Annotated in this window: 24 protein-coding genes; 2 read left to right on the top strand and 22 right to left on the bottom strand. The window is 71.9% G+C overall.

Annotation, left to right across the window (positions count from 1 at the left end):
* Positions 1 to 585: 585 nt before the first annotated feature.
* From HH310_RS28895 to HH310_RS28805, 19 genes are all read right to left on the bottom strand, one after another.
* Positions 586 to 1,251: a Type 1 glutamine amidotransferase-like domain-containing protein gene (locus HH310_RS28895; RefSeq protein WP_169178839.1), complete on the bottom strand. Its 666-nt coding sequence runs from the start codon at positions 1,249 to 1,251 to the stop codon at positions 586 to 588.
* 71 nt (positions 1,252 to 1,322) lie between these two features.
* Complete coding sequence (locus HH310_RS28890; RefSeq protein WP_169178838.1) at positions 1,323 to 1,982, bottom strand: hypothetical protein; 660 nt, start codon at positions 1,980 to 1,982, stop codon at positions 1,323 to 1,325.
* Positions 1,979 to 2,881 carry a RimK domain-containing protein ATP-grasp gene (locus HH310_RS28885; RefSeq protein WP_169178837.1) on the bottom strand — a complete coding sequence of 301 codons (903 nt, stop codon included), beginning with the start codon at positions 2,879 to 2,881 and terminating at the stop codon, positions 1,979 to 1,981. Before HH310_RS28885 ends, HH310_RS28890 begins: the two co-directional genes overlap by 4 nt.
* Positions 2,881 to 3,501, bottom strand: a complete 621-nt coding sequence (locus tag HH310_RS28880; protein ID WP_169178836.1) for a hypothetical protein — start codon at positions 3,499 to 3,501, stop codon at positions 2,881 to 2,883. The genes HH310_RS28885 and HH310_RS28880 overlap by 1 nt, the downstream gene beginning before the upstream one ends.
* Position 3,502: 1 nt before the next feature.
* Positions 3,503 to 4,309, bottom strand: coding sequence for a hypothetical protein (locus tag HH310_RS28875; protein WP_169178835.1), 807 nt, complete (start codon positions 4,307 to 4,309; stop codon positions 3,503 to 3,505).
* A gap of 22 nt (positions 4,310 to 4,331) precedes the next feature.
* Positions 4,332 to 6,419: a hypothetical protein gene (locus HH310_RS28870; RefSeq protein ID WP_169178834.1), complete on the bottom strand. Its 2,088-nt coding sequence runs from the start codon at positions 6,417 to 6,419 to the stop codon at positions 4,332 to 4,334.
* Positions 6,420 to 6,424: 5 nt separating this feature from the next.
* Entirely contained in the window at positions 6,425 to 7,876 is a 1,452-nt protein-coding gene (locus HH310_RS28865; protein ID WP_169178833.1) for a hypothetical protein, read from the bottom strand.
* Complete coding sequence (locus HH310_RS28860; protein WP_169178832.1) at positions 7,873 to 8,346, bottom strand: hypothetical protein; 474 nt, start codon at positions 8,344 to 8,346, stop codon at positions 7,873 to 7,875. Before HH310_RS28860 ends, HH310_RS28865 begins: the two co-directional genes overlap by 4 nt.
* A gap of 7 nt (positions 8,347 to 8,353) precedes the next feature.
* Positions 8,354 to 8,716 (bottom strand): hypothetical protein, encoded by a 363-nt coding sequence (locus HH310_RS28855; protein ID WP_169178831.1) that lies wholly within the window; start codon positions 8,714 to 8,716, stop codon positions 8,354 to 8,356.
* Entirely contained in the window at positions 8,716 to 10,698 is a 1,983-nt protein-coding gene (locus HH310_RS28850; protein WP_169178830.1) for a hypothetical protein, read from the bottom strand. The genes HH310_RS28855 and HH310_RS28850 overlap by 1 nt, the downstream gene beginning before the upstream one ends.
* Positions 10,695 to 11,255 (bottom strand): hypothetical protein, encoded by a 561-nt coding sequence (locus HH310_RS28845; protein WP_169178829.1) that lies wholly within the window; start codon positions 11,253 to 11,255, stop codon positions 10,695 to 10,697. Before HH310_RS28845 ends, HH310_RS28850 begins: the two co-directional genes overlap by 4 nt.
* Before the next feature lie 7 nt (positions 11,256 to 11,262).
* Positions 11,263 to 11,757 carry a hypothetical protein gene (locus HH310_RS28840; protein ID WP_169178828.1) on the bottom strand — a complete coding sequence of 165 codons (495 nt, stop codon included), beginning with the start codon at positions 11,755 to 11,757 and terminating at the stop codon, positions 11,263 to 11,265.
* Positions 11,758 to 11,759: 2 nt separating this feature from the next.
* Positions 11,760 to 13,301: a hypothetical protein gene (locus HH310_RS28835; protein ID WP_169178827.1), complete on the bottom strand. Its 1,542-nt coding sequence runs from the start codon at positions 13,299 to 13,301 to the stop codon at positions 11,760 to 11,762.
* The gene (locus HH310_RS28830) at positions 13,298 to 16,147 is read right to left on the bottom strand and encodes a hypothetical protein (protein WP_169178826.1); all 2,850 of its coding nucleotides are present in this window, start codon (positions 16,145 to 16,147) and stop codon (positions 13,298 to 13,300) included. Before HH310_RS28830 ends, HH310_RS28835 begins: the two co-directional genes overlap by 4 nt.
* Complete coding sequence (locus HH310_RS28825) at positions 16,144 to 16,380, bottom strand: hypothetical protein (protein ID WP_169178825.1); 237 nt, start codon at positions 16,378 to 16,380, stop codon at positions 16,144 to 16,146. Before HH310_RS28825 ends, HH310_RS28830 begins: the two co-directional genes overlap by 4 nt.
* Positions 16,381 to 16,388: 8 nt before the next feature.
* Positions 16,389 to 16,847: a hypothetical protein gene (locus HH310_RS28820; protein WP_169178824.1), complete on the bottom strand. Its 459-nt coding sequence runs from the start codon at positions 16,845 to 16,847 to the stop codon at positions 16,389 to 16,391.
* A gap of 13 nt (positions 16,848 to 16,860) precedes the next feature.
* A complete protein-coding gene (locus tag HH310_RS28815; protein WP_169178823.1) occupies positions 16,861 to 18,030 on the bottom strand; it encodes a hypothetical protein in 1,170 nt (389 codons plus the stop codon).
* Between the two features lie 31 nt (positions 18,031 to 18,061).
* Positions 18,062 to 18,781, bottom strand: coding sequence for a hypothetical protein (locus HH310_RS28810; protein ID WP_169178822.1), 720 nt, complete (start codon positions 18,779 to 18,781; stop codon positions 18,062 to 18,064).
* On the bottom strand, positions 18,781 to 19,116 hold the full coding sequence (locus HH310_RS28805) for a hypothetical protein (RefSeq protein ID WP_169178821.1): 336 nt from the start codon (positions 19,114 to 19,116) through the stop codon (positions 18,781 to 18,783). Before HH310_RS28805 ends, HH310_RS28810 begins: the two co-directional genes overlap by 1 nt.
* Before the next feature lie 130 nt (positions 19,117 to 19,246).
* Between HH310_RS28805 and HH310_RS28800 the strand changes: the two genes are divergently transcribed.
* A complete protein-coding gene (locus HH310_RS28800) occupies positions 19,247 to 19,852 on the top strand; it encodes a response regulator transcription factor (RefSeq protein ID WP_169178820.1) in 606 nt (201 codons plus the stop codon).
* Between the two features lie 34 nt (positions 19,853 to 19,886).
* Complete coding sequence (locus tag HH310_RS28795) at positions 19,887 to 20,111, top strand: hypothetical protein (protein ID WP_211192741.1); 225 nt, start codon at positions 19,887 to 19,889, stop codon at positions 20,109 to 20,111.
* An 8-nt stretch (positions 20,112 to 20,119) separates the two neighbouring features.
* Here HH310_RS28795 and HH310_RS28790 read toward each other — a convergent pair whose 3' ends face one another.
* The 3 genes from HH310_RS28790 to HH310_RS28780 form a co-directional block, all read right to left on the bottom strand.
* Positions 20,120 to 21,181 carry a pentapeptide repeat-containing protein gene (locus HH310_RS28790; RefSeq protein WP_211192740.1) on the bottom strand — a complete coding sequence of 354 codons (1,062 nt, stop codon included), beginning with the start codon at positions 21,179 to 21,181 and terminating at the stop codon, positions 20,120 to 20,122.
* A gap of 753 nt (positions 21,182 to 21,934) precedes the next feature.
* Entirely contained in the window at positions 21,935 to 22,951 is a 1,017-nt protein-coding gene (locus HH310_RS28785) for an LLM class flavin-dependent oxidoreductase (RefSeq protein ID WP_169178819.1), read from the bottom strand.
* A gap of 191 nt (positions 22,952 to 23,142) precedes the next feature.
* Positions 23,143 to 23,565 carry a helix-turn-helix domain-containing protein gene (locus tag HH310_RS28780; RefSeq protein WP_169178818.1) on the bottom strand — a complete coding sequence of 141 codons (423 nt, stop codon included), beginning with the start codon at positions 23,563 to 23,565 and terminating at the stop codon, positions 23,143 to 23,145.
* Positions 23,566 to 23,607 lie beyond the last annotated feature (42 nt).

Below are 23,607 nucleotides of genomic sequence, written 5' to 3'. Positions count from 1 at the left end.
CAGCATGTGGCCGGGATCGTCACATAGTGGGATGGAGGGACGAGCCGCGCGTCGACCTGCAGACATGTGCGGCTCGTCGTCACCTCGACGGCCGATGCCAGTCGCGGGCTGCGGGTCGCGGACTGCTGCGGCTCGCCGGGTGCGGGTCGCGGAGTGCAGGTCGCCGAATGCGCGTCGCCGGGGCGCGTCGCGGAGCGCAGGTCGCCGGGGCGCGTCGCAGGGTGCGCGTCGCCAGGTGCCGGTTACCCGGGCTTTCCATCGCCGGTTGGTGTTCAGCAGTCGTCCTCGTGCCCGCGGATGGCGCCCGCAGCAGTCGCATGGCAGGAACTGTCGCGTTCGGGGTTGTTGGGCGATGCGCCGCCACACCGTTAGAGCTTCGGCGCCCGGCCAGAGACCGCGTCGGGCCCAGTCGAGAGCTGTCTTCCATTCGAGGTCACTGATCTCGCACTGGCCGGGTTTGTCAAGGCCGGGCACGTGGGGTACGTCATGCCACAACGTCTTGGGCACGCGAGATCGCCGAAGGGCCGCCTCCGCGGCATGGCGCCTTTTTCGTCATCAAGAAAGCGCTGATCATACCGGCGGCGATCAGCCGAACTTTGTCCACTGGCCCTCGGAGATGACCTCGACGGAGCCGTCGGCGACCTTGATGGCTGTCTGTTCGTCGATGGCGTAGGCCGGGGCGCCGATGTCGGCGGCCCACCGCTCCGCATCGGCCGGGGTGTTCGTGGGGAAAGCGTTCAGGTGCGGGAAAATCGAGAAGTCCACGACGCCCAGGGTGCGGTCGTCCGGCGCCGACGGCCACTCGACGAAGTAGTCGCCGATCCGGGGTGTCATCACCATGCTTCCGGCGCTCACCCCCACCCAGACCGTGTCGGGCAGGGACGGCAGCAGGTCGGCCAGGCCGGACTCGCGCATCCAGTGGCACAGGTACGTGGCGTCGCCGCCGTCGACCAGGAGCACGTCGGCCTCGCGGACCCAGGGGACCCACCGCTCGGCGCCGATGGTGGGCAGTGCGGTCAGCTCGAGGACACCGAGCGACGCCCAGCCGAGGCCGGTCAGGTACTGCCAGTCGGGCGCCGGCTGGGCGGCGATCAAGCCCCGTACCGTTGCCGGGCCGCACATCTGGTGACCCCACTGGGCCGTCGGGATGCAGAGGGCGTGGCTGTCGGCGACCGGCTTGCCGAGGAGCTGCACGAGAGCCGAGTGGATGCTCGGGTTCGTGACGCCGCCTGAGGTGAGCAAGAGTTTCACGGTGCCTCCGGAATCGCGCGGTCGGACATCGAGCCGGACTGATCCTAGTCCGACCGCCTACCAAAAACCGCCTACCAGAAGAGGAGCACGCGGCCGCGCATGCGCACCCCGTGACCCTGCAGCGTGAGCCGGCACTCGTGGTGCGCCAACGTGGTCGAGCGCCCGATGCGGTGCCGCACCTCCTGTTCGTTGAAGAGCACAACCCCTGGCTCGTACGCGATATGCACCGCACCGCCGGTCTGGTCGTCGACGAGGTCCATGCCGGTGCCGCCGCTCGGGACGGCCAGCGGCAAGGTGAAGTTGAGGATCCCGGTCACCTCGGCGGCGTGCTCGACGAAGTAGGGCACCTGCCAGGCGAGCTCGTCGAGGTGCCAGCCCCCGCCCTCGTAGGTGCCCGGTTCGGCGTACCGCATGAGGTGAAAGCCCGGAACGGCGAGTCGGTCCACAAAGGATACTTGCTCGCCGTACCGGGCCTCGAAAAGCGACGCCACCCGGTCGTACAGATCCCGGTAAAGCCCGTAGAGCAACCGGTTCGTCGCCCGCGCCCGCTCCTCGTAGTAGCCGAGCCGATCGCGGTTGCGGTACACGGGCTCGCCGATGGTCGTGAGGTCCGGGCCGTCGCGCCAGCAAGAATCACGCACCTCGGGCGTCGGATCCAGCACGGTCGCGGCCCAGCGGGCGGCCTCCTCGCGGGTCAGCACGGAGGCCAGGTGGACCGGGGCCGTGTTCACCGGGTCACCGCGCAGGTGTACGCGGCGGCCAGCAGGCCGGCCACCGCGGCGGCGATCGGCTGCCCGGCGCCGGCCTCGTAGTACGCGAACGCCGGCGACGGGTTGACCTCGAAGCAGTACCACTCGTCGTCGGCGGTGACCCGCAGGTCGACGCCGGCCACCGGCAGCCCGAGCCGCGCGGTCAGCATCTGGCATCGTGCGGCCACCACGTCCGGCAGGTCGAAGGGCGACAGCTCGGCACGCGGGAGACCCTGCGACGCCGCGTACCGATAGTCGTCGGCCTCGCTCTCGACGCGGGTGGCGAAGGTCTCGGCGCCGACGACGTGAACGCGGACGTCGGTGCCGGGGATCCACGCCTGGAACTGGGTGGGGCAGACCGCCACCTGGGCGAGGTCGTCCCGCGCGGTGAGCCGCCGGACGCGGCTGCGGATCGCGCTGACCGACTTGTAGACGACCTCGCCGTGCTGCCGGGCGAAGGACGCGGCGGCCACGGGATCGTTGGTCACGAGCGTCTCCGGTACGGGGAAGCCGCACGCCGCCGCATGCCGGATCTGCGCGGGCTTCGACCCGTTGCTGGCCGCCGCCGAGGGCCGGCTGATGACCAGGGCCGGGGTGAGTTCGGACCAGCACGCCAGCGCCTCGTCGACCTGCTGGGCATGGCGACGCCCGGCGGCATCGTCGCGGACGGCGGGCAGCCGCGCGCTGTCGTGCGGGCGCAGATAGGCCGCGCTGACCTCGTCGAGCCTCAGCGACTTGCCGCCGACCTCCAGACGGCCGCCCGGTTCGACGCGGGTTTCGAGGACCCGGTGCTGGTCGAGGAAGAAGGACGGCACCCGGAGCGCGTTGCGGACCGCCGTCATTGTCGAGTCGCCGGGCAGCCCCCACAGCAGGACCGTCATCACGCATCCTCCAGCAGGCCTCGGAGGGCCTCGGCCACCGGCGGCGCCGAGACGTCCGGCCACGCGTCGGCGGTGTCGACCGTACCGGCGGCGGAGATCGAGGCACGCAGAAGCGTGCAGCCGGACGCCTTGGCGAAGGCGGCCAAGGCCCACCCGAGCTCGTCGGAGACCGCACCGAACCACCGCTCCCCCACCACCGTGACCTCGCCACCGCCTGCGGCCGACTGCGGCGGATGCGCGACCGCGAGCGCCGCCGCCCACTGCGCCGGACGCCACCCCGGGCCGTTGAGGCAGGTGTCGCTCGGCCGGTTGACCACCGGGCCGGGCCAGGCCGCCAGAAAGGCCCGCAGGAAGGCATCGAGCTCGGCCGCGGCGTAGGCGGCGTCGCGCGAGTCCACATGGGACAGGTCGCCGCAGCGCACCCCGCCGAGACGGCACACGATCGCCCGTACGGCCGGGCGGGACGGCAGCGAGGCCGCGGCGCGCCCACGCCGGTCCACGGTCAACGTCATCCGCTCGGCGCACAGGAGGGCCGGCGTGAGCAGCAGGGCGTCGTCGCCCCAGAGCGAGGCCAGCCGCCGGGCCGCGGCGTCGTCGGAGTGCGCCAGGATCAGCCGCATCTCAGTCGTCCTCCTCGGTGGGCGGCCGCAGCGCGGTGGCCTCGACGTCCGGCCGGTCCTCGAGGCTGATGAATGTGCGCTCGGATCCGCCGGCGGGCGGGTCGGCGGCGCTCATGTGCGGATCGCCGGCGGGTTCGGCCGCGATCGGCCGCTGGTCGATGCCGGCCACCTTGTCCACGCCCGCGACCTTGTCGAGGAAGTCCTTGTCCTTGCCGTCCTTGCGGTCCTTGCCCTCCTTGTCCTTGCCCTCCTTACCTTCCTTGGTGTCCTTGCTGTCTTTGTCCTTGCTCTCCTTGGTGTCCTTCTCCTTGGTGTCCTTGGAGTCCTTGTCCTTGCCCTTGGCGGCGATCTTCGCGTCGATCTCGGTGATCTTCGCTTCCAGTTCGCGGGACAGCTGGAAGACCTCGCGCCGCAGCTCGGCCACGCAGTTGCTGGAGGTGTGCAGGTCGCGCGCGATGCTGTCGAACTCGCCCTCGATGCTGTGGAAGCGGGAGTTGAACCCGATCTCGTCCGGGGTGGCGCCGGCCTGCACGACCGTCACCCCGTCCACGAAGTCGGGATGGATGAACAGCCGTTCGTAGGTGAGCGCGCACTCGGGCGCCGTCTCGTTGATGGTCACCTGGAAGGTGAAGCTGCCGTCCGCCGCGAGCGCGGCGGGCTCCGCGGAGCGGGCGATGGCGCGGCCGAGCACGGCGACGACGGCGTCCTCGGCCAGGCCGGCGTCGCGCAGCGCGTGGGCGACGGTCTCCGCGGGCACGCCGAAGACGAGCGGTGCGGCGCCCGGGAGGTTTCCTTCGTGGTCGGACATGGTGGCTCTCCTGGAAAGCGGATCAGCGGGTGGCTCGGTAGTGGCGGTAGGTGCGGGCGGCCGCGGCCGTGAGCGGGATCGCGGCCCCCGACCCGTCCGCGTCGACGTGTTGCTGCCGCAGCCGCCAGGTGTTGGCGCGCACCCCGATCGGCGTGGCCAGTTCGACCAGGTTCATGAGGTGCTCGTACTGGCGCAGGGTGAGCAGCGCACTGTCGGCAGGCACGGGCGACCACTCGTACGGGTCGTTGCCGTCGCCGCGCAGGTGCGCCACGCAGCTGAGCACGCCGACCCCCTGGCCCGGCGCGAAGATCGTGGTGGTGGCGCCCCGCCGGGGTTCGATCCGGAACGCGTCGCCGGCCAGCCCGCGCGCCTGCCAGCGGTAGAGCACGGTCTGCCGGCCGGCCAGGTTGCTGCCCGCCAGCGGCAGGCCGGTCACGCCGATCAGCACCGCGGCAGTCCCGGCCGCGGTGATCAGGCCGACCACGCTGGACGCGCCCGCGTGCGCCGCCGCCGGCAACAACTCGGCGAGTGGTCCGGCGCCGGCCGCGCCGAGGTCGTACGCGACGTACAGGCGGTCGGACACGGCGGCCAGTTGCTGCCGGAACCCGTCCACATCGGCCACCGCCGGGACTCCCTGCTGTTGCAAGGCCTGGGCGAGGTCGGGGGCGGCACTCGCCGGTTGCATCGCGGCGAGCAGCGCCGCCTCGTCGGCCACCGCGGTCTGTCCGAGGGCGGTCATCGCTGCCATCACGGCGACGATCGGGGTGTCGTGCGCGGCATCGGAGGCCGAGACCAGGTGCGCGGCCGCGGTGACCGGCAGCGGCCCGTCCGGCCCCGGCGCCAGGTCCACGACCAGCGGGCCCATCGGCAGCGTGCTCACGAAGACGCCGTCGGCGGTCGGTTCGGCGGTCCGCAGCCCGCACGCCGACAGCAGCCAGGCGCCGATCGGGTCCTGCTGCCGTGGCACCGGCACGACCCCCGGGAGGCCGAGGTCGCGGGCGGCGCGGACGGCCTTGTCCAGCGCCTTGGCGTTCACCGGTGCGAGCAGTGCCCCGAGCCCCAGTTCGAAGCGGGATCCGCCGTCGTCGAACTGTCCGGTGCTCAGCGCCGGCCACGGCCGGCTGCCCAGTTGCTCGCAGCGGTCCAGCAGGGTGGCGAGCGCCTCGGCGAGAGCCGGCGCGAGCGGCTGCGACGGCCGCAGGTTCCAGTCGTTCAGCCGCCCGCGTAGCCTCGCGACCCGTTCGGCGACCGGTGCGGGCAGCATCCGCGCGGCGTGCGCCGCGTCCCCGGCGTCGCTGCCGGCAGGCCAGATCAGGTGCACCCGGCGGACGGCGTCCAGCAAGGCGGCGCGGCCGGTCCCGACCAGCCGCATCGCCAGCAGCAGCTGGTTGGGGCTCTCGTCCACGTCGACCCGGCCGGCGAAGCCCACGTCGGCCATCCGCCCGCCGTTGATCAGCTCCTCGGCCCAGCCGGGCGTGGCCAGCCAGAGCCCGCGCAGCAGCCGCAGCCGGGCCCGGTACGAGTCGTCGTCCTCCCCGCCCGGCAGCGGCTGGGTGGTGGGTGAGCGACGCTCCGGATCCCAGACCAGCTCGTCGCCGAAGCGTGGGCAGTGCAGGTCGGCGCCGAGCCGGTCGAGGGCGCTGTCCCGGGCCCGGTCGAGTGCGCGCATCGCGGCGACCTCCCGGCCGGTCCGGCGCAGCCGCGCCTTCTCGGCGAGCAGCACGGCCATCAGCCGACCGGCCAGACCCTCCACCAGATCGACACGTACGGCGTCGCGAATCTGAGCCGCGGTGCGACCGTCGGACGTGAGCTCGGTCGACGAGCCGGGCGCCACCACGATCGGCAGGGCGCTGCCGGCCTGGCTCCACGGCGCGAAGGTGACCGGTCCGGGCCGCAGCACCAGCTCGCCGGTGCCGAGGTCGTCCAGCAGGGTGACGAGCAGGAGCGGCAGGCGGGCGTCGCCGGGGACGGTCACGGCGGCGTGCGCGTCGTCGTCCCAGGGCAGCGGCTTCGGGGTGAGCGCGTCCGAGTAGGGCCCGATCATCTCGCGGGCGGCGGCCGCGAGCGATCCGGCGCCGGGGGCGCCGAGCTCGGCGAGGAGGTCGGTCACGGCGGTCACCGCACCGTCAGCCGGTCGGTGGCATCCACCAGTACGGCGATCTGGTCGGCGCCGAGCAGAAGGTTCTGGTCCTGGTCGAGGACCTGGGGCAACTCGACGTCCGGTGTGGTGCTGCCGACCGGGTCCACCGCGGCCGGGAAACGAACGAGCCGCAGCCCGACGACGTCGACCACCCCGGGCTCGCCCATCAGCGCCGCGGTCACCGCCGACGTGCGCACCGGCTCGGCCATCCGCAGCGTGTCCACGATGCGGTGCACGCGGTCGAGCAGCCGGCCCTTGAGCGCGATCGCGGCCGGGCTGGAGTCGGTGCTGGCCGCGCTGCCCGCCGGCAGGGCCAGCCCGCTGGTCACGACCTGCGCCTGGATGCCGAGGAACACCTGGTCGGCCTCGACCACGTCGGGGAACACGCCGACCGGGCGCACGTCGCGGATCGCCGTCTCGACCGCCGCCCGCAGCCCGTTCGGGCCGTCCCAGACCGCCGCCTCGGTGGGCGCGACCAGCACGCTCACGAAGTACGGCGAGGCCAGGTCGCGGTCCGCCGCGAACAGCCGCTCGAGGAACGTGAAGTCACCGAAGACCGACTGGGACAGGTCGATGCCACCCCAGCCGTCGCGCACGGTCACCTGCCGTACGCCCGGGATGAGGCTCACCGTGGTGGCGATCGCCTCGGCCGACCACACCGACCGCGACGCGCCCAGCAGCAACTGCCGGTAGCGCCCGTCGTCCCATTGCTGCTCGCCGCCGCCGAGCGCCTCGGTGTGCTGGATCCGCACCAGGCCCTGCCCGGTGGCCGAGGCGCCGTCCGGCAGCCCGGCCGCCTCGTCCGCGGCGAGCAGCGCGGCCAGCTTGCCGTCGGCGATCTCCCAGCGGTCGAGCAGCTGTCCGGGTGCGGCCGGGTCGAGGTTGCCGTCCGGGCCGGGGTCGAAGCTGACCACGCTCGCGGCCAGCGCGGTCACGGCCGGGCTGAGAATGGCGGTGGTGGCCAGCGCGACCCGGTGGCCGCCGGCGGTGCCGAGCCGGCTGCCGCGGGGCAGCACGAGCTGGGTCACGCCGGCCGGGAGCGCGCCGGCCAGGGTGAGGGTGACGGTGCCGGTCGCGTTCTGGAACGGCCGGGACAGCCCCAGTTCCGCACCGAGGTCGCCGAGCGCCCGGCCGCGGGCGGTGGTCACGAAGCAGTCGTCGTAGAGCGAGCCGAGCGCGGCCCAGGTGCGGGCGTCCTCGAGCGCGCTGATCTCGAGCAGCTTGCGCACCACGCTGCCGCTGGACAGGTCGAGGTCGGGGTCGATCAGCTGCCGGGCCGACGCGATCCGCTCGGCGAGCAGCCGGGTGAACGGCTTGGGCAGGAACCCGGCCGTGGTCACTCCGAAGCCCGCGCTGCCGGTCGAGCGGGTCACCTCGTCGTCGATGGCGAGCACGTCGGTGAGGTCGAGGCTGCGGTCGTCGGTCATTGCGGGGCCTCCGATCCGGTGACGCCGACGGTCACGGTGTCGCCGCTGATGGCGTCGAAGGTGACCCGGATGTCCAGGACCCGCGAGCCCGCGGCCGGGGTGGTCACGGTGACGTCGACGATCCGGCGTACCCGCGGATCGGCCGCCACCACCTGGGCGACCGCGCTGCGCAGCGCCTGCCGGGCGATCGACGGCGCGGTCTGGTCGGTCAGCGGGCCGAGCCCGAGGAAGCCGAACCGGGCGTTGAACGGGTCGGTGCCGCGCAGCGTGGTGAGGGCGACCGCGAGGTCCTGGGCGAACGCGTCGAGGCCCTCCACCACGTCGAGGTCGACGCCGCCGGCGGTGCGCCGTAGCGAGAGGTCGCGGGCCAGGTCGCGAACGCCGACCAGATCGGCGCGCAGGCCGGTGCCGAGCAGGCGCCGCCGGCGTACGGACTCGGTGGCGGTGTCCGTTGCGGTGGTCACGGTCATGATGTCCTCATTTGGCGGTGAGTGTGGACTGCCCGGCGGTGACCGTGGCGGTGATCGTCCCGGCGCGTGTGTTGACCGACTGGACGGTGTCGGAGGCGAGCAGGACATGACTGCTGCCGCCCACCGTGAGCTTGGTGGCGCCCGTCGTGGTGATGCTGGTCGAGCTGCAGGCAAGCGTTCCGGCGTTGTCGCTGAAGCCGCAGTTCTCGTATTGGCCGAGCCCGCCGGCCGCGGTCACCGGCACCACCGGCGAGCCCGACACGGTGAGCGGCACCTTCGCGGCGCCGGGTTTGCCGCTGAGGCCCTCGAGCTTGCGCTTGCCGCCGTGCGTGCAGGCGAACGAGCCCGCCTCGACCACCGGGGTGCCCATCAGCTCACGTCCATCGTGCCGGTGACCTGGACCCTGACGTTGGCCGCGTTCATCGTGATGTCGCCCGTGCCGGCGTCCAGGGAGATCGAGGTGCCGGTGATCGTGATGCTGCCGTCGTTCTTGAGCTCGACCCGCGCGGACTTGCCGTCCTTGGTGCTCTCGATGACCACCGAGCCCTTTTTCGCGGGCTGCGGGCGCTGGTCGCACGGCGTGGGCGCGTCGACCACCCGTACCGTGAAACCGGCCGTCTCCAGCAGGCGGCGCCCCTGCGCGTCGATCAGATCGTGGCTCGCGTCCGCCGACGCCGGTGGCTCGGCGTCGGCGGCCGGGCCGAGGTTCTGCACCGCCTGACCGATCGGCAGCACCAGCCACCAGTCGCCGGCCTCGGCCGGGGGACACACCCCGTCCTCCCAGACGCCGCCGATGTCGACCACGCCCTGCGCGCCGCCGCCCTGGTCGGCCAGCAGCACCCGCGACCCCGGATAGCGTGGCAGCACCAGGCCGTACCCGCCGAACGCGAACGGCGTCACCACCGGCACCTCCGGCAGCGCGCCGTGCAGCTTGGGGTTGATCGCCACCCGGCGCAGTTCGTCCGGCAGACCGTCGCGCGGCGTCACGGCGTACCAGATCTCGCTGGTGTTCTGTTCGGGTGGGTTTCCGCCGTGCCCGCGCACCTGCCCGGACCGCAGCTGGAGCCCGGCCCGCTGGGCGATCGCCTTGGCCACCCCCTCGACCGCGCCGGCCGCCCCCGACGCGTGATCGGCCGGCTTGGACCCGCGCTGCTCCCGCCCGGTGCTCGTGGTCCCGGTGGTGGAGTCGTCGGCCTTGTCCCAGCCGTCGTCGCCGGGCTGACGCGGCACCACCGCCTGGATGGTCGTCACGAAACCCTGCCGCCGGGACAACCGGTGCGTCACCTGTGTGACCAGGCACGGCGACAGCGTGGTCTGCTCGGCGTCCGGCCCGAGCACCGCGTCCAGGTCACGCAGCAGCGGCAGGCCCGCGCCGGTCGGTGCCAGGTCCGGGTAATCCTCGGGCGGCAGCGGGATGGACACCCGGTCGCCGGGCTTGAGGTCGGGCCGGCCCAGCGCGGTCGCGGTGACCTTGGCCCGGGGCGATGGCGGTGGCGGCCCGGCCGTCGCCTCGCGCGGGTCGGCGTCGGCGCCGCGTTCGGCGCTCACCAGGCCGCCGGCCGCGTCCAGCGTGCGATCCACCGGCAGCGCCTTGACCCCGCTCTTGTCCGCTGTCCACTCGCCGAGGTGCAGCACACCGTCGCGGATCAGGGCCGCCGGCAGTCCCTGCAGCTTCATGCCGGCCAGCACCTGGTCGCGGACAGTGCGCATGGCCTGCAGGGCGCTGCCGGGCCGGACGTCGGCGGCATTCTGGTCCTTCCCGGGCTTCGGCAGGGTGTCCACGCCGTGGCTCCGGACGCTGATGCCAGCCCGCCGGGCGATGTCGTCGACGGCGTCCGGCAGCGTCTTGTAGGTGAGCGTGCCCGCCATCCGGGTCTCGCCGAGCCGGGCGACCACCCGCTCCCGGCCGCTCAGCACCGTGTCGTAGCGGCGCTCGCCGGCCTGCCGCCGCATCGAGTCCACCCGGATGGTCGCGACCAGGCTGTCCGCCGGGGGCCGGGTGCCGCCGTCGACGAGGTCGCCGAGACCGGTGGCCCGGGCCAGATCGCCGAGCACCCCGGCGGTGGTGTCGCACCACCACAGGTGGATCTCGGCGGCCAGCACGCGGCCACCGGCCCGGACGCGCTGGTAGTCGGAATCGGTGAGTCCCTCGATCACCACCTCGTAGCGGCCGCCCTCCAGTTCGAACGGCAGCGTCGCCGAGACCGAGCCGTCGTAGGTGTCGCTGCCGACGGCGAGCAGCCGTTTCAGGCCGCCCGGACCGTCCGAGAAGAAGACCACGGCCCAGGCCGGCACGGTGCCCGGCTGCACGTCGGACGAGCGGGCCGCCGGGCCGGTCAGCGGAATCGTCATCGGTTCGCTCCCAGCAGCAGATCGAGGGCGGGATCGCCGGGTGTCGGCGCCGGTCCGGCCGGTCCGGCCACGGTGAGCGGGCGCCAGCGCAGCACCAGGCGGCTGCCGGAGCGGCCCGGGCCGAGCAGAGCGCCGGCGGTCAGCAGCAGCCGGTCCACGATCAGCTCGGCCACCGCGGCGGATCCGGCGGCGAGCCGTACCGGCACGCCGGGGACGACCGGCACGGTGTCGCCGATCCGCCCGTCCACCACCATGGTGAGTCGCGGCCGGGGCAGGTCGAGCGGGGCGTGCCCGTCCGGCGGGGCGGCGGTGATGAGCTGGTCGTCGACGACCACGAGGCGCGGGTCGGCGGCGAGCAGCGGCGTGGCCGAGCCGAGCGGCACGGCCAGCACCAGCAGGCGGGAGTCGTCCAGCGGCAGCCGGGCGGGCACGCCGTCGGGCAGATCCGTGTCCAGGGTGGACAGTGTGGGTGCGGGCGCAGGCGGTGCAACCGGGTCCAGGGCGTCGAGGTACGCGTCGGCCAGCGGCCGGGTCACGAAGGCGGGCAGCACGTTCACGGCGGCCTCAGAACGGGAGCCGGTCGGTGAGCGCGCCGACCCCGATCGACGTGACGTCCAGCAGCCGGGTGAGGCTGCCGGGCGGGGGCAGGTGGATCAGGCGCATGGTCACGTCGATGGTGTCCTGACGGGCCGCGGTGAGGCTGAAGCTGAGCGACTGCACCGCCAGGTTCGTGCGGACCGTGGCGCTGGTGACCAGCACCAGACCGGTGCCCAGGCCGCCGGTCTTGGGACTGAGCACGGTGCCGTACCGGCTGGCCTCGGCGATGTTCTCCAGCATCGCCTTCCATTCCAGGCGCAGCGGGCCGAGCAGCACGGCGGTGAGCCCGATGGTGTCGTCGTGGGTGGGCAGCGCGACCCGGCGATTGCTTCCGCCGACCGCGGGGACCGCGTACGACGCGTCGATCGCCATCTGAGTGACCGCCCACAGTGGAACCGGGACGATCCCGTCGAAGAGCACCGCGCTCGGCGTGTGCAGATTCGAGGCGTACGAGCTGGGCATGGTCAGTCCCTCGCCAGGTTGTGCAGGTCGGCGGCGAAGCGGTACAGGTCGTCCGGGGTCGCCCACTGTGCCCGCCGGTCGAACGCGGTGATCGCGGCGTCGATCTGACCGAGCAGGGCCGGGTCGGCCGGCCGGGTGGCGAGCTGCCGGTCGATCCGGCCGACGGCCTCGGTCACCGCGTCGATGGCCTTGTTCCAGGCCGGGTTCTGGTCGTAGGTCCGCTTCAGGATCGTGGTGTCGAGCACCCTGGTGAGCCGCTTGAGGGCGTTCTGGGCACGGGCGACGGCGACGTTGGTGGCGCGGACCGGTTCCGGCCCGGTCCGGTGGCCCAGCGCCTCCTTGAGGGGGTCCGGGGGTTCCACGTAGTCGATCGGCGGTTTCTCGTTCGCGGGCGCGGCCTCCCAGGCTTCGAGGCTCTTGCGGGTAGGTGGCGACCCGTACTGGAGGATCTCCGGACCCACCCCGGTGACCTTGACGTTGATCGGCCCGTTCGGGTCCGGCGGGCCCTCCGGCACGGTCAGGTCGATCGTGTAGAGGTCGTGGACCTTGCCCTCGGCCACCGCGCTGATGTGGTACTGCCGGTCGGCGAGCGACTGACCGGACTTGCGGGTCCGGGTGGTCCACACGTATTCGACGCCGGGCGGGGCGTTGTCGCGCAGCCTGCGGACCCAGGCCTCGACGCCGTGGTTCTCGAGCCAGTTGTTGATCCGGGCGATCGCGTGCACCACCCCGTAGACCGCGTCGAAGCCGAGTCCCGGCGAACCGGCGCCGTGCGCGCGCTGGGTGCCGGCCTTCTCGTACGCCTCGCCCATCTCGGCCGCCCGGAAGATGACCTCCTCGCCGCGGGTCAGCCGCCGGGTGCTCGACACGCTCGGCCCGACCAGCAGCTCCTCGACGATCGCGCCGTCGGCCTCCTTCCAGACGCGGTAGCCGAACTCCTCGAAGTGCAGGACCGTGTCGTCGGGGATGTCGGGGAACTTCCAGTAGAGCCCGTCCGCGTCGATCTCCAGGGTGATCTCGCCGCGGCGTACCTTCCGCTCACCCCACACCTTTCCCGTACGCCCGAGCACCGGAGCACCCTCGCGAGGCGCGTTCGTGGGCTTGTCCGCGAGCCCGGGGCGCGCACCCGGGTAGTCGGGCTGCGCCGCGGTGTCCGGCAGCGGCTCGACCAGCCGGCCCTCCTCCTGGGCCCACTTCTGCGGGTCGGCCAGCTTCTTGGTCTCCTCGTGCAGCTGGTCGAACATCATCCGCAGCTCGTCCCGGTTGACCGTCTCGCCGGTGCCGGCCAGCACCTTCTCGTACACGACGTGGATGGCCTCGCGCAGCCGGGTGAGCCGGCCGACCACCTGCGTCATCGACGTGACGTAGCGGCTGCCGAGCAGCTCCATCGCGTCCATCACGCCGTTGGAAAGGATCTTGGTGGCGGCCTCGCGGTCGGTGAGCTTGAACCTCTTCATGAACGCGTCGACGACGGCCAGCTTCCCCACGGTGAGGTGCACGTGCGGCTCCAGGTCGGTGCCGCGGACCTTGAACGCGACCATCACGCCCCCTCGATCGCGCGGCCGAGCACCTCGAAGACATCGCCGGGCGAGGCGTGACCGGTGACGCCCACCTGCCGGCTGACCGCCTCGGCGATCCGGCCGACCGCCTTGTTCAGGGCCAGCTGGAGCAGATATCCCTTGGTCATCTCGATCGCGAACGTCTTGGTGAAGTGCTTGAGGCTCAACGCGGCCAGGTGCTCGGCGATCTGCTTCATGGCCTGCCGGGTGGCGATCCCGGCGGCCTCGGCGACCTGGCCGCGCGCCACCGCCCGGCTGACCCCGGCCGCTCCCCGGGCCAGCGCCGGCGCCTCCGGGAGCACGGTCAGCGCCGCACCGATCACGGCCGCCCACATCTCGGCCTCGACCTGGGCCTTGGAGAGGATCTCGTCGCCGTCCAGCATCGAGCGTTGCAGGTCGCGGTGCTCAAAGGCGGTTTCCAGCCCCTCGTACGCCTGGACGAGCCCGACGCCCAGCGCGAGTGGCGGGCAGAAGATGGCCAGCACGGTGATGCCGACCAGGTTGAGAATCTCGAAGACGGCCGCCTTGTCGATCTCGGCGTTCGCGAGCCGGCGCATGCCCGCCACGTACGCGTCCTGGTCGGTGAACGCCGGTCGCAGCCGGTCGTCGGCCAGCTTGTGGATGCCGGCCAGCGTGGCGCCGATGTCCGAGGCGGTCTTGATGTCGTCCCGGCTGAAGCTGGCCAGCCCGAAGGCGAGGCTGCGGTCGCGTGCGGCCTTCCGTTGCCACTCCCCGTTGGACTTGAGGAGTTCGGTGAGCAGGTTCCGGAAGATGTCGTCGACGTGCCCAGTCAGCTGGTGCCCGAGCTCGGTCGACATGGCGTTGTCGAGCGCCTGCGCCAGCTTGAGCTCGCGGACCAGATCGTCTACTTCGGACACCTTGTCGACCAGCGAGTCGACCTGGGCGACCTGCCGGCGCTGGGCGGTGATGAGCGCGTCCAGCTCTTTGCGGCTCCACCAGCGGCCGTCGCCGTCGTACACGCGGAAGCCGTCCTTCTGCCGCGTCACGGTGCCGGACACCGGTTCGTGCGAGACCGGCTCGCCCGCGCCCAGCGAGTCCAGCAGGTCCTCGGTGAGCGACTGCCAGGCGGCTGCCGAGCGCGGGTTCAACGAGCTGCCGGCCGACCCGATCAGCGCGTACGTCCGGTTCTCCCGCTCGATCAGGGCGTCGCGCAGGCGCATCAGCTCCACGGTGTCGGCGAGCATGACGACCAGGAGCAGGCGCGTGACCGACATGTAGGACGCGAAGTTCATCGCCCGCTTGGAGAGCTCCTCGCCGGTCGCGTACAAGGTCTGCAGCAATACGTCCTGGCAGGTCGAGACGAACATGGAGGCGACCGCGTCGTCCTGCGCGGAGCCGAAGACCTCGGTGAAGCGGACCGCCCACTCGCTCGCGTGACCGGCCACCGGGCAGGGCAGGGCCCGCTGAAGATCCAGGTTGATCATGATCGAGAGGTAGTCCCGGTACAGCGCGGTCAGCGGCCCGAACGCCTCGGCCATCGCCTTGATCTGCGGCATCATGGGCGCCCGGTTGCTGGTCAGGATCCGGCAGTTGCGGTCCACCTGGACCAGCGCCCCGATCAGGAACCCGCCCACGAACGCGCCGGGCTGCATGTGCAACAGCCCGGCGAGGCTCTGCACCCGGGTGGCCAGCCGCTCCGCGACGTGCGCCGGCAGGTTCTCGATCGCGGGCTCACCGAGGAAGGGCATGTCCGGCGTGCGCGGATCGTCGTGCTGCAGGCCCAGCAGACTCAGCCACAGGCTGGGCTCCTCGGCGTCGAGGGGCGGGCATTTCCCGTACGTGTCCTCGTGTTCCTCCGGATCGTCCTCGGTCAGCACGAGCACCGGCCGGGTGTCGCGCGGGAGGTCCTTGACGACCGGCCCGATCCAGACCGGCTTGCCGTGCGCGGTCAGCTGGAAGACGGTGACCGAGTTGCCGGCGTGCAAGCCCGTCTCGGCGAGGCGCTTGCGGGCCTGCCGGTGCAGCAGCGCCTGGTCGGCCTGCGGCGATCGGCGCAGCAGGTCCACGCTGATCGCCTCGATGAGCAGTTCCTCGACCTGGGCGGTGCCGGTCGCGGACCCGAACACGCTCCACCGGTCGGCGTCGACGAAGGAGACCCCGTGCAGCACCGCCTCCTGCTTGCCACCGGGGAACTGATAGATGCCGAGGTCGGCGAAGGCGCGGCGCCGGGCCGTGAAGGTGCCGTCAGGTCCCGTCTCGACGTCGATGAAGTCGGCGATCGCGACGCCGGTGTCCGCGTCCCCGCGGATCGCCACGAACCGGTCGGGTGGATAGCCGCCGGTGCGCACCATGATCGCGTCGAGCAGCTCCGCGTTGCTCCGGATCCGGCGCAGGCGCTGCGCGGGCCGGGCCTCGGGCACCGGATCGGGGGTCAGGTCACACAGCGGCACCGTCACCGCCGCGCCGCCACGGTCGTAGTAGGGCACCCGGTAGCCGGTCGCGCCGTCCGAGGTCACCACGAACCGGTCCTCGTCGTACGGCTCGGCGTGCTCGGTGCGGTCGCGCCCGTGCTCGGCCGGCGCCCACGAGCGGGTCATCCGCTCGGCGGCCAGCTCGATGCCGCCGCGCAACGCCTCCTCGACGGCGGCGGCGATCCCGCGCGGCAGCTCGTCACCGGTGAACCGCACCGTGATCGCGGGCCGCCGCCCGGACGCGGGGGCCCGGGTGACCGCGTGCACGGTCCGGGCTCGCCGCACCGCCCGGTCCAGGGCCGCGCCCGCGGCGTCGCCGACCAGCGCGACCAGGCCGTCGCCGACCCGGTCCGCGGCCACCTCGAGCCGGACCCGCACCGGGACGCGCACGGTCGTCATGCCAGCGACTCCAGGGCCGCGGTGAGCCGGGCCAGCGTCGTGTCGACGTGCTCGTCCGGGTCGCAGGCCGGCACGATCCGCACCTCGACCTCGACCGGGAACTCCAGCACCAGCCCCTCCTCGCGGACCCGGGCCAGCACCGCCTCGCTCCCGTCGGCCGTGACCACGAGCTCGCCCCGGCTGAGCACGACCAGGCCGGTCTGCTCCACCACCCGTACGGTGTCGTCGTCCATCGGTTCCCCTACAGTGGCGTGTTCCGCGGAGTCTTCGTGGTGGCGCTGTTCTTGTCGGTGACCTCGGCCTCCAGCGAGAAGCCGGAGAACGTGGCGACCGGGGCGCCGCTGATCGTGGCCGCGCCGGGAGCGGCGCTGGTGATGTAGCACTGCTTCATCACGACCGTGGCGTACGACCAGTCGTTGCCGTCCTGTTCGAGCATCACGAGCTCGAACGGGTCGCCGCGGAACGCCAGCGCGGTCAGGTCGGCCACGGCCGGGCCGATCGCCATCACCGACAGGGTGAAGGTCAGGTTGTGCGGCGTGGACACCATGCCCACGTGGGTGCGCTCGACGGTGTGCAGCGGCTCGGCGCTGGAGCCGAACTGCGGAATGAACGACTGCGTGGCGTACGCACGGTTCTCGGTGCCGTTGACGGTGAACCGGACGCCGAGCCGGGTCTTCCAGTCGAACTGCGGTGACGTCATCTGTCGGCCCTTCTCAGAAGTGCGGCACCAGCGTCACGTTGAGCTGGTGGATGGTGGCGGCGATCTCGACCAGCACGGTGGCTTCGACCTGGCGCTTCTGGCGGGCGGTCACGACGGCGGCGGTGTCGGCGTCGGTCCGGGCCGGCTCGGGCAGCCCGAGGATGGCCAGCAGCGGAATGGTCACCGAGAAGCTGTCGATGGTCCCGGCGCCGGCGAACGGCGCCAGGATGTTCTCGACCCGGATCTTGACGGCGGTCAGCCCGGCCTTGGTGATCCGGCTGTCCCCGACCGCGCCGATCAGACCGGCCCGCAGGTTGAACTTCATCTGGTCGAGCAGCGTCACGATGTCCAGGTAGTTGCGGGTGGCGTCGCTGGTGAACACGCCGCCGTCGGCCAGGAAGAGGCCGGTCCCCGGGATCAGCGCCGGGTCGATCAGCGGGATGATCCCCTCGCCGGCGAGCGCGGTGATCTCCGGCGGCGTGTACTGCGAGGTGATCGGCATGGTGAAGCCGCGCACCTGCTTGAGCAGCACGCTCGTGCCGGGCGGGTAGCCGGCGACCGTGCCCATCACCGCCGCGGCCGCGTCGCCGGTGGCACCGCGCGCCGTGACCAGCACCATCCGGCCGTCGTCGCTGCGCAGCGGACCGTATCCGGAGGCGGCCAGGATGTCCGAGACGTACTTCGGTGAGCGCGCGACGGTCGGGTCGACCATGGCGACCGCGATCCGGTCGCTGCCGCCGGCCGAGGCGTTCTCGACGTGTTCCTTGAGCGCCATCAGCCCGGTCGCCGCGGTGTTGCCCGAGGTGGCCTTCCCGGCCTTCGTCTCACCGGCCAGGCAGACCCAGGTGACGTCGTCGGCGGCGTCCAGGCCGGCCAGCGCCGCGGCGTACGCGTCCGCGGTGTCGGTGCGGACCCCGTAGACCTTGCTGGGCCGCGGGTCCTGCTGGAACACGAGGTCGAGGCTCTGGGTCAGCGGGTTGGCGGCGCCGCCGTTGGCGAACGCGTCCAGCACCGAGGCGTGGTCGGTGACCTCGACCGGGGTGGCGGCCGGCGCCGAGACGCCCGCCGCCGCGTTGCCGACGACCGCCACCACGCCAGGGTTGCGCGTCGCCGCGGGCAGCAGCCCGCTGGTGTCGATCGTGACGTTGACGTACGGGTAGGCCGGTTGCACCACGGTGCTCATGCGATTCCCTCCGGATCGGGGTGTGTGGTGGTCAGGTGGTGACGACGGCGATCCCGCCGGCGGCGAGCCAGCCGCGGGCCGCGGCCAGCCGGGCTCCCGCGTCCGCCCCCGGCCAGCCCTCCTGCTCGAACGCGGCGGCCGGCAGCAGCCAGCAGACGACGCGGTCGGCGCGGCGGGGCGGAGCGTCCGGCGGCGGTTCGGGGAGCGGGTAGGCCAGGGCGGCGCGGCGGGCCGAGTGGGTGGCTCGCAGCAGCTCACGCGGCGCGGTGTCGGCGGCCGCGACCAGGACGGCGACGACGACCGGGAGCACGAGCGGGGTGGCCGTGGCCGGGTCGGGCGGTGCGCTCATCGTCAGCCGCAGCCCGAGCCGGTCGCGGCCGCCGTCCCGGCCGGACGAGGCCACCTCGGCGACCTCGATCGTGCCGCCGGCCCGCGCCGCGCGGACCGCGAGCCGGGCGGCCAGCACCGCGTCGGCGCCGGCCGCCGAGCCCGACGGGTCGTCCCACGTCAAAGTCACGTCCCACGGCAGGGCGTCACCCGCACGGGTGAGCCGGGCGGTCGCGGTGCCGCCGCGGGCGATGGGCACGGCGAGGTCCACCCGGTCGTACGCGGCGGTCGTCGGCCCGGTCACGGTGGCCGGATCGATCTCGTAGGCGACCGTGGCGATCTGGAGCAGCGCGTCATCGGTCAGCAGGCCGGCGCGGGCAGCCGGGTCGGCGAGGCGCAGCAGTGTGCTGTCGATCGCGTCCATCAGTCACCGACCAGTACCGCGGCCAGGGTCTCGGTGCCCAGGTCGGACAGCGGAGTCTGGTGCGGTCGCATCTCGTGCAGCACCGCGTTGCGCGCGTCGTCGGCCAGTCGCACGACCCGTACGCGGCAATGGGTGCTCTGAAAGGCCGACAGGTCGCCGTCGGTGAACCGATGCAGCGGCGCGACCACCACGTCGGCGCGGCTGGCCGCGGCGCGCTCGAAGTCGGTCACCGGGCTCTCGCCGACCAGCACCAGCGTCGAGCGGCTCGCCACGACGGCGCGCACGACCTCACTCAGCATCTGAGTGAGCCCCATCACGAAGACGCGGACCGGCATGGCCCGAGTCTGCGGGCGCGACCGTCCCGGACGGGAGGGATCGCGGGACCCGGATCGCGGCCCGGATCCCGATCCGTATCGTCGTGAACCTGCTAGAAAACGGCAGCCCGGGCGGCCGATGATGGCAACGATGAACGTCGTCGTCGTCTCGCGCGTGCGCCTGTACCGGGAGGGGCTCGTCCTCGTGCTCCGGAACAGATGCGGGCTGAGCGTGGCCGGATCGGCCGGCGCCGGGCCCGAGGCGGTCGAGCTGGTCGGCGCGACCCGGCCCGCGGTGGCGATCGTGGACTCGGCGCTCGTCGTCGGCGACGGCCTGATGCCCGCGTTGCGCCGCGCGCACCCGCCGATCCGGGTGGTGGCGTTCGGCGTAGGCGACGACGAGGCCGAGATCATCGCGTGCGCCGAGCGGGGCGTGGCCGGCTACGTCTCGAGCGACGCCGTCGCGGCCGACCTGGTCGCGGTGCTCGAGGCGGTCGGCCGGGGCGAGCTGAGCTGCACCCCGTTCGTGGCCGGCACGCTGCTGCGCCGGGTCGCCGCGCTGGCCGGCCACGGCCCGATCCAGGGCAGCCTGCTCACCCACCGCGAGGCCGAGGTGCTCGCGCTGCTGGAGCAGGGTTTGATGAACAAGCAGATCGCGCGCCGACTGGGGATCTCACTGTCCACGGTGAAGAACCACGTGCACCGGATCCTGCAGAAACACGCGGTGCTCAGCCGCAGCGACCTGGCCCGAACCTGACGACCCTCGAGTCCGGACCCATTCGATCCTCGACATGCGCGTGGTGGTGCGGCCGGGTGAGAAGCCGGACTACAGCACTGTCGAGCCGGTCAGCACGGCGGAGGCGTTGCAGGCCGCCGGTGTTGCCAAACTGACCCGAGCGCACGTGCAGCAGATCGACGACCTTGCCGAGCAGCGCTGGTTCGGCCGGTGTGCGGTGCTGCACGACGACACCGGTCAGCCGTCCGAGATCTACTTCTGGGGGTTCTCCGGCGACTGAGACCACCGTCAGGACGCCGGGAGTGTTTTCGGCTGGCGCAGGCCGCACACCGCGATCAGGTCGTCCAGCACGCCGATGAATCGCGTACGGACGGCCGCGGTCTTCCAGGTTTTCTGATCCCGCGGGCACATCAGTGCCGGGTCGTAGCCCTGACCCGCGATCATGCCGGTCATGCGGTTGACGGTGGCAACACAGACGGGTGTGGTGTATCCCCACGGCTTGGTGGTCGCGGATACCCCGGCGGGTAGCTTCGTGCGGCCGTCGACCATGACGCCGGTCAGCTGGCCGGACCGCAAGTTCCGGGTCCGGCTCAGGTTGGCGCCGCGGAGATCGGCGCCGGTCAGGTCGGCGTACTGGAGGTCGGCGTCGCCCAGGTTGGCGCTGTTCAGGCTGGCGCACGTGAAGAAGGCGCGCCGGAGAGTGTTTTCGTCGGCCCGCAGCGCAAGACCGCGGAGATTGGCTCGGCGGAAGTCGACCGCGACGCCCAGAAACGCGCCGTTCGGCCGGAAGTAGGGCAGGGAAATGCCATGCAGGTTCGCGCGGCTGATGTCGGTGCTGTGCACGCCGAGCATCGCGTCCGAGTCCAGCTTCTTCACCTGGTTCATCGCGCGCGACACCACCACCGGCTGCGGCGACAGATAGTCGGGCAGGCCGCGGCTGGTGGGCGTGCTCAAATCCTGGATGAAAGCGGTCAGCACTTGGAGGGCGTCGCCGGCGCCGTCCTGCTGCTTCGCCGTGTCGCCGTCATAGTTCGAGCGGTCCTGGACGAACTTGGTCAGCAGCTGCATGGAGTTCGTCTGCACGGCTACCGAATTGCTGCCCAGGCCGTCGACGATGTTGCTGTAATAGGTCGCGCGGGAGTTGCGCTCGAACTGGCTCTGACTCGCGGCCAGCTGGCGGATGGACAGGACGACGGTGGTGCCGACGACGAGCACCGTCAGCATGGTCGAGACGACGACTGTCCACAGCCCCCAACGGCGTTGCCGCTTGTCGTTGCTTTGGGCGTACCGGAATTTCGCTTCCTCCAGCTCCAGTTCGCGTTGCCGGAAGTTGGCGTCGGTCTGATCCATCGGTCGCTCCCCGGGCGCGGCTGCACAAACGCCAGGGTCGGGCAGGCATAGGCCGGTGTAAATCAGCATCCCGACAGAGACTCGGAGCCGTCACGGGGCCGGTCGTTCGGCGTCGAAGGCTTGCTGGCCGAGGACGCGGAGGAAGGCGAAGCGTTCCGCGGTGCCCGAGCCGGGCTGTGGCCGGAAGACCGCCGCACCGACCGGAAGCGGCGCTGACCTCGTCGAGAACGTCGGTGCTGAGCTCGATCCGCCCGGCGGCGACGTTCTCTTCAAGATATGTCCGGCGCTTGGTGCCGGCCAGCGCCGTCACGTAATCGCCCTGGTGGAGAACCCAGGCGACTTCGCTGATCGACTTTCTGCCGGCGCCGCCATACGAGGCCATAATGTGGGATCAGTGTCCGTTGTGTGGGACCGGCGACCACATCGTGGCAGCGCGTCCACAAGATGAGATTCTTGTCCACAATGGAGCCTTTCTCCGCTTTCGCACCTTTTGCTCGGCCGCTTTCCGGGGCGTTTTGGAGACCTTGGAGACTTATGGCTCGCATGTGGGCGTAAGTCTCCAAGGTCGCAAGAAAGTCCAGAATGTGGCCGGGGTCGCCGCATAGTGGGATGCATGGGCGAGGTCGCGTCGGCCTTGAGGCATGGTGCGGCTCATCGGGTCAGCTCGTCGGCCGATGCCGGTCGCGGGCTCGCGGCGCGAGGCCGGGCCGGGGCAGTATGGCGGTGACGGGCGGCCGACGTGGCGCGCGCCGGCTACGCGGTTTCCTTTCGGATGACCGGGGCCACCTCCGTCGCGAACAGCTCCAGGCTCTCGCTGACCATTCCGAACGACATGCTGCCGACGTCGAACTGGCCCACGTAGCGGCTGATGCCGAGCATCTCGTGATGCCGCATGATGCCGTCGATGACCTCCTGCGGGCTGCCGACCAGCAAGCCGCTGCTCAGCCACTGGTCGTACACAGGCCGGGGCATGCCGTTGGGCATCGACGGGTGCAGCTTGAAGTAGTCCGAGTAGTACGGGAAGAAGTCGTCCTTGGCCTTCTGCGACGAGCGTCCGATGTACATGTGGCCGCCGCTCGCGATCGGCAGCGCCGCCGCGTCGTGGCCGGCCTGTTCGGCGGCACGCCGGTAGAGCTCGACCGTCCGGTGGCCCGGGTCGGGGCTGGTGAACAGGGCCAGGAACATCGGCGCGCCCAGCGTCCCGGCGCGCACCGCCGACTTGGGCGTGCCGCCCACGCCGATCCAGACGGGCAGCGGATCCTGCAGGGCTCGCGGCGCCACCACCTCGCCGTTGAGCGCCGCCCGCGTGGTGCCCTGCCACACCGGCCGCTCCTCGCGTACGAGCTGCAGCAAGAGCCGGATCTTCTCCTCGAACAGCACGTCGTAGTCGCGGATGTCGTAGCCGAACAACGGGAACGACTCGGTGAACGCACCCCGGCCCGCGATGATCTCGGCACGGCCGCCGGACAGTTGATCCAGGGTCGCGAACTGCTGGTACACGCGTACGGGATCCTGGGTTGACAGCACCGTGACCCCGGACGCCAGCCGGATGTTCTCGGTGACACTCGCGATCGCCGCCAGCACCACCTCGGGCGCCGATATCGCGTGATCGGCGCGGTGGTGCTCGCCCAGGGCGATCAGGTCGAGGCCGGCCTCGTCGGCCATGACGGCCTGCCGCACCAGATTGTCCAGCCGCTGCCGCACGCTGATGGTTTCCCCGGTACGCGTGTCCGCAGTCACGCCGCCGAAGGAGTAAATCCCGAGTTCCACTGCCGAACCTCTCTCAAGCGACGCGGTTGTCGTCGAGGTTCACGACCTCATCGCCCGGTGCTTCATGATGCTTACGAAATGTGCGCAGCCCCATCATGAGTCAGAAATGTGGGCGGTACAAAAGGCACATTGATGTGCGCCGCATCAGTGAGTTCGGAGGCCGTTCAGAGCGAGAGCCAGGATCTTGGACGTCACCGGGCGACGCTCGCCCGGTCGAACTCCTCGCGGTGGTTACGGATGTCGTCGCGGTGTTCGTACGCCCACTGCGCGAGCGCCAGCACCGAGCTCAGGAGCGTGTGGCCGAGGGGTGTCAGCGAATACTCGACGCGCGGCGGTACCTCCGCGAAGGCGGTGCGCTCGACCAGGCCGTCGCGTACGAGGTGCTTCAGCGTCAGGGTCAGCATGCGCTGCGAGATGCCGGGGACCAGTTGGTGGAGATCCGTGTACCGCCGGGGGCCGTCACCCAGCGTACCGATCACGATGACGGTCCACTTGTCACCGACGCGATCGACGACACCGCGGATGAGGTCGGCGTCGTCCGCCCACTTCTCGCAGGGCCCGGGAAGCCGGATTCCGGCCGCGCGAAAGTCTGCCACCGTCGGCACGACGATCATCCTCCTCTTACGGACGCAAGGTGCCCTCGGATCCTGACGCAC

Source organism: Actinoplanes sp. TBRC 11911 (assembly GCF_012933445.1).
Lineage (GTDB): Bacteria > Actinomycetota > Actinomycetes > Mycobacteriales > Micromonosporaceae > Actinoplanes.
This window is presented reverse-complemented; position numbering and strand designations above follow the sequence as displayed.

Excerpts from the sequence above, each read along its gene's own strand:
- HH310_RS28885 (WP_169178837.1), bottom strand. The coding sequence starts at position 2,881 with ATGACGGTCCTGCTGTGGGGGCTGCCCGGCGACTCGACAATGACGGCG.
- HH310_RS28840 (WP_169178828.1), bottom strand. The coding sequence starts at position 11,757 with ATGCCCAGCTCGTACGCCTCGAATCTGCACACGCCGAGCGCGGTGCTC.
- HH310_RS28805 (WP_169178821.1), bottom strand. The coding sequence starts at position 19,116 with ATGCCGGTCCGCGTCTTCGTGATGGGGCTCACTCAGATGCTGAGTGAG.
- HH310_RS28860 (WP_169178832.1), bottom strand. The coding sequence starts at position 8,346 with ATGACCGTGACCACCGCAACGGACACCGCCACCGAGTCCGTACGCCGG.
- HH310_RS28855 (WP_169178831.1), bottom strand. The coding sequence starts at position 8,716 with ATGGGCACCCCGGTGGTCGAGGCGGGCTCGTTCGCCTGCACGCACGGC.
- HH310_RS28880 (WP_169178836.1), bottom strand. The coding sequence starts at position 3,501 with ATGCGGCTGATCCTGGCGCACTCCGACGACGCCGCGGCCCGGCGGCTG.
- HH310_RS28875 (WP_169178835.1), bottom strand. The coding sequence starts at position 4,309 with ATGTCCGACCACGAAGGAAACCTCCCGGGCGCCGCACCGCTCGTCTTC.
- HH310_RS28790 (WP_211192740.1), bottom strand. The coding sequence starts at position 21,181 with ATGGATCAGACCGACGCCAACTTCCGGCAACGCGAACTGGAGCTGGAG.
- HH310_RS28815 (WP_169178823.1), bottom strand. The coding sequence starts at position 18,030 with ATGAGCACCGTGGTGCAACCGGCCTACCCGTACGTCAACGTCACGATC.
- HH310_RS28820 (WP_169178824.1), bottom strand. The coding sequence starts at position 16,847 with ATGACGTCACCGCAGTTCGACTGGAAGACCCGGCTCGGCGTCCGGTTC.
- HH310_RS28850 (WP_169178830.1), bottom strand. The coding sequence starts at position 10,698 with ATGACGATTCCGCTGACCGGCCCGGCGGCCCGCTCGTCCGACGTGCAG.
- HH310_RS28800 (WP_169178820.1), top strand. The coding sequence starts at position 19,247 with ATGAACGTCGTCGTCGTCTCGCGCGTGCGCCTGTACCGGGAGGGGCTC.
- HH310_RS28830 (WP_169178826.1), bottom strand. The coding sequence starts at position 16,147 with ATGACGACCGTGCGCGTCCCGGTGCGGGTCCGGCTCGAGGTGGCCGCG.
- HH310_RS28810 (WP_169178822.1), bottom strand. The coding sequence starts at position 18,781 with ATGGACGCGATCGACAGCACACTGCTGCGCCTCGCCGACCCGGCTGCC.
- HH310_RS28825 (WP_169178825.1), bottom strand. The coding sequence starts at position 16,380 with ATGGACGACGACACCGTACGGGTGGTGGAGCAGACCGGCCTGGTCGTG.
- HH310_RS28865 (WP_169178833.1), bottom strand. The coding sequence starts at position 7,876 with ATGACCGACGACCGCAGCCTCGACCTCACCGACGTGCTCGCCATCGAC.
- HH310_RS28795 (WP_211192741.1), top strand. The coding sequence starts at position 19,887 with ATGCGCGTGGTGGTGCGGCCGGGTGAGAAGCCGGACTACAGCACTGTC.
- HH310_RS28780 (WP_169178818.1), bottom strand. The coding sequence starts at position 23,565 with ATGATCGTCGTGCCGACGGTGGCAGACTTTCGCGCGGCCGGAATCCGG.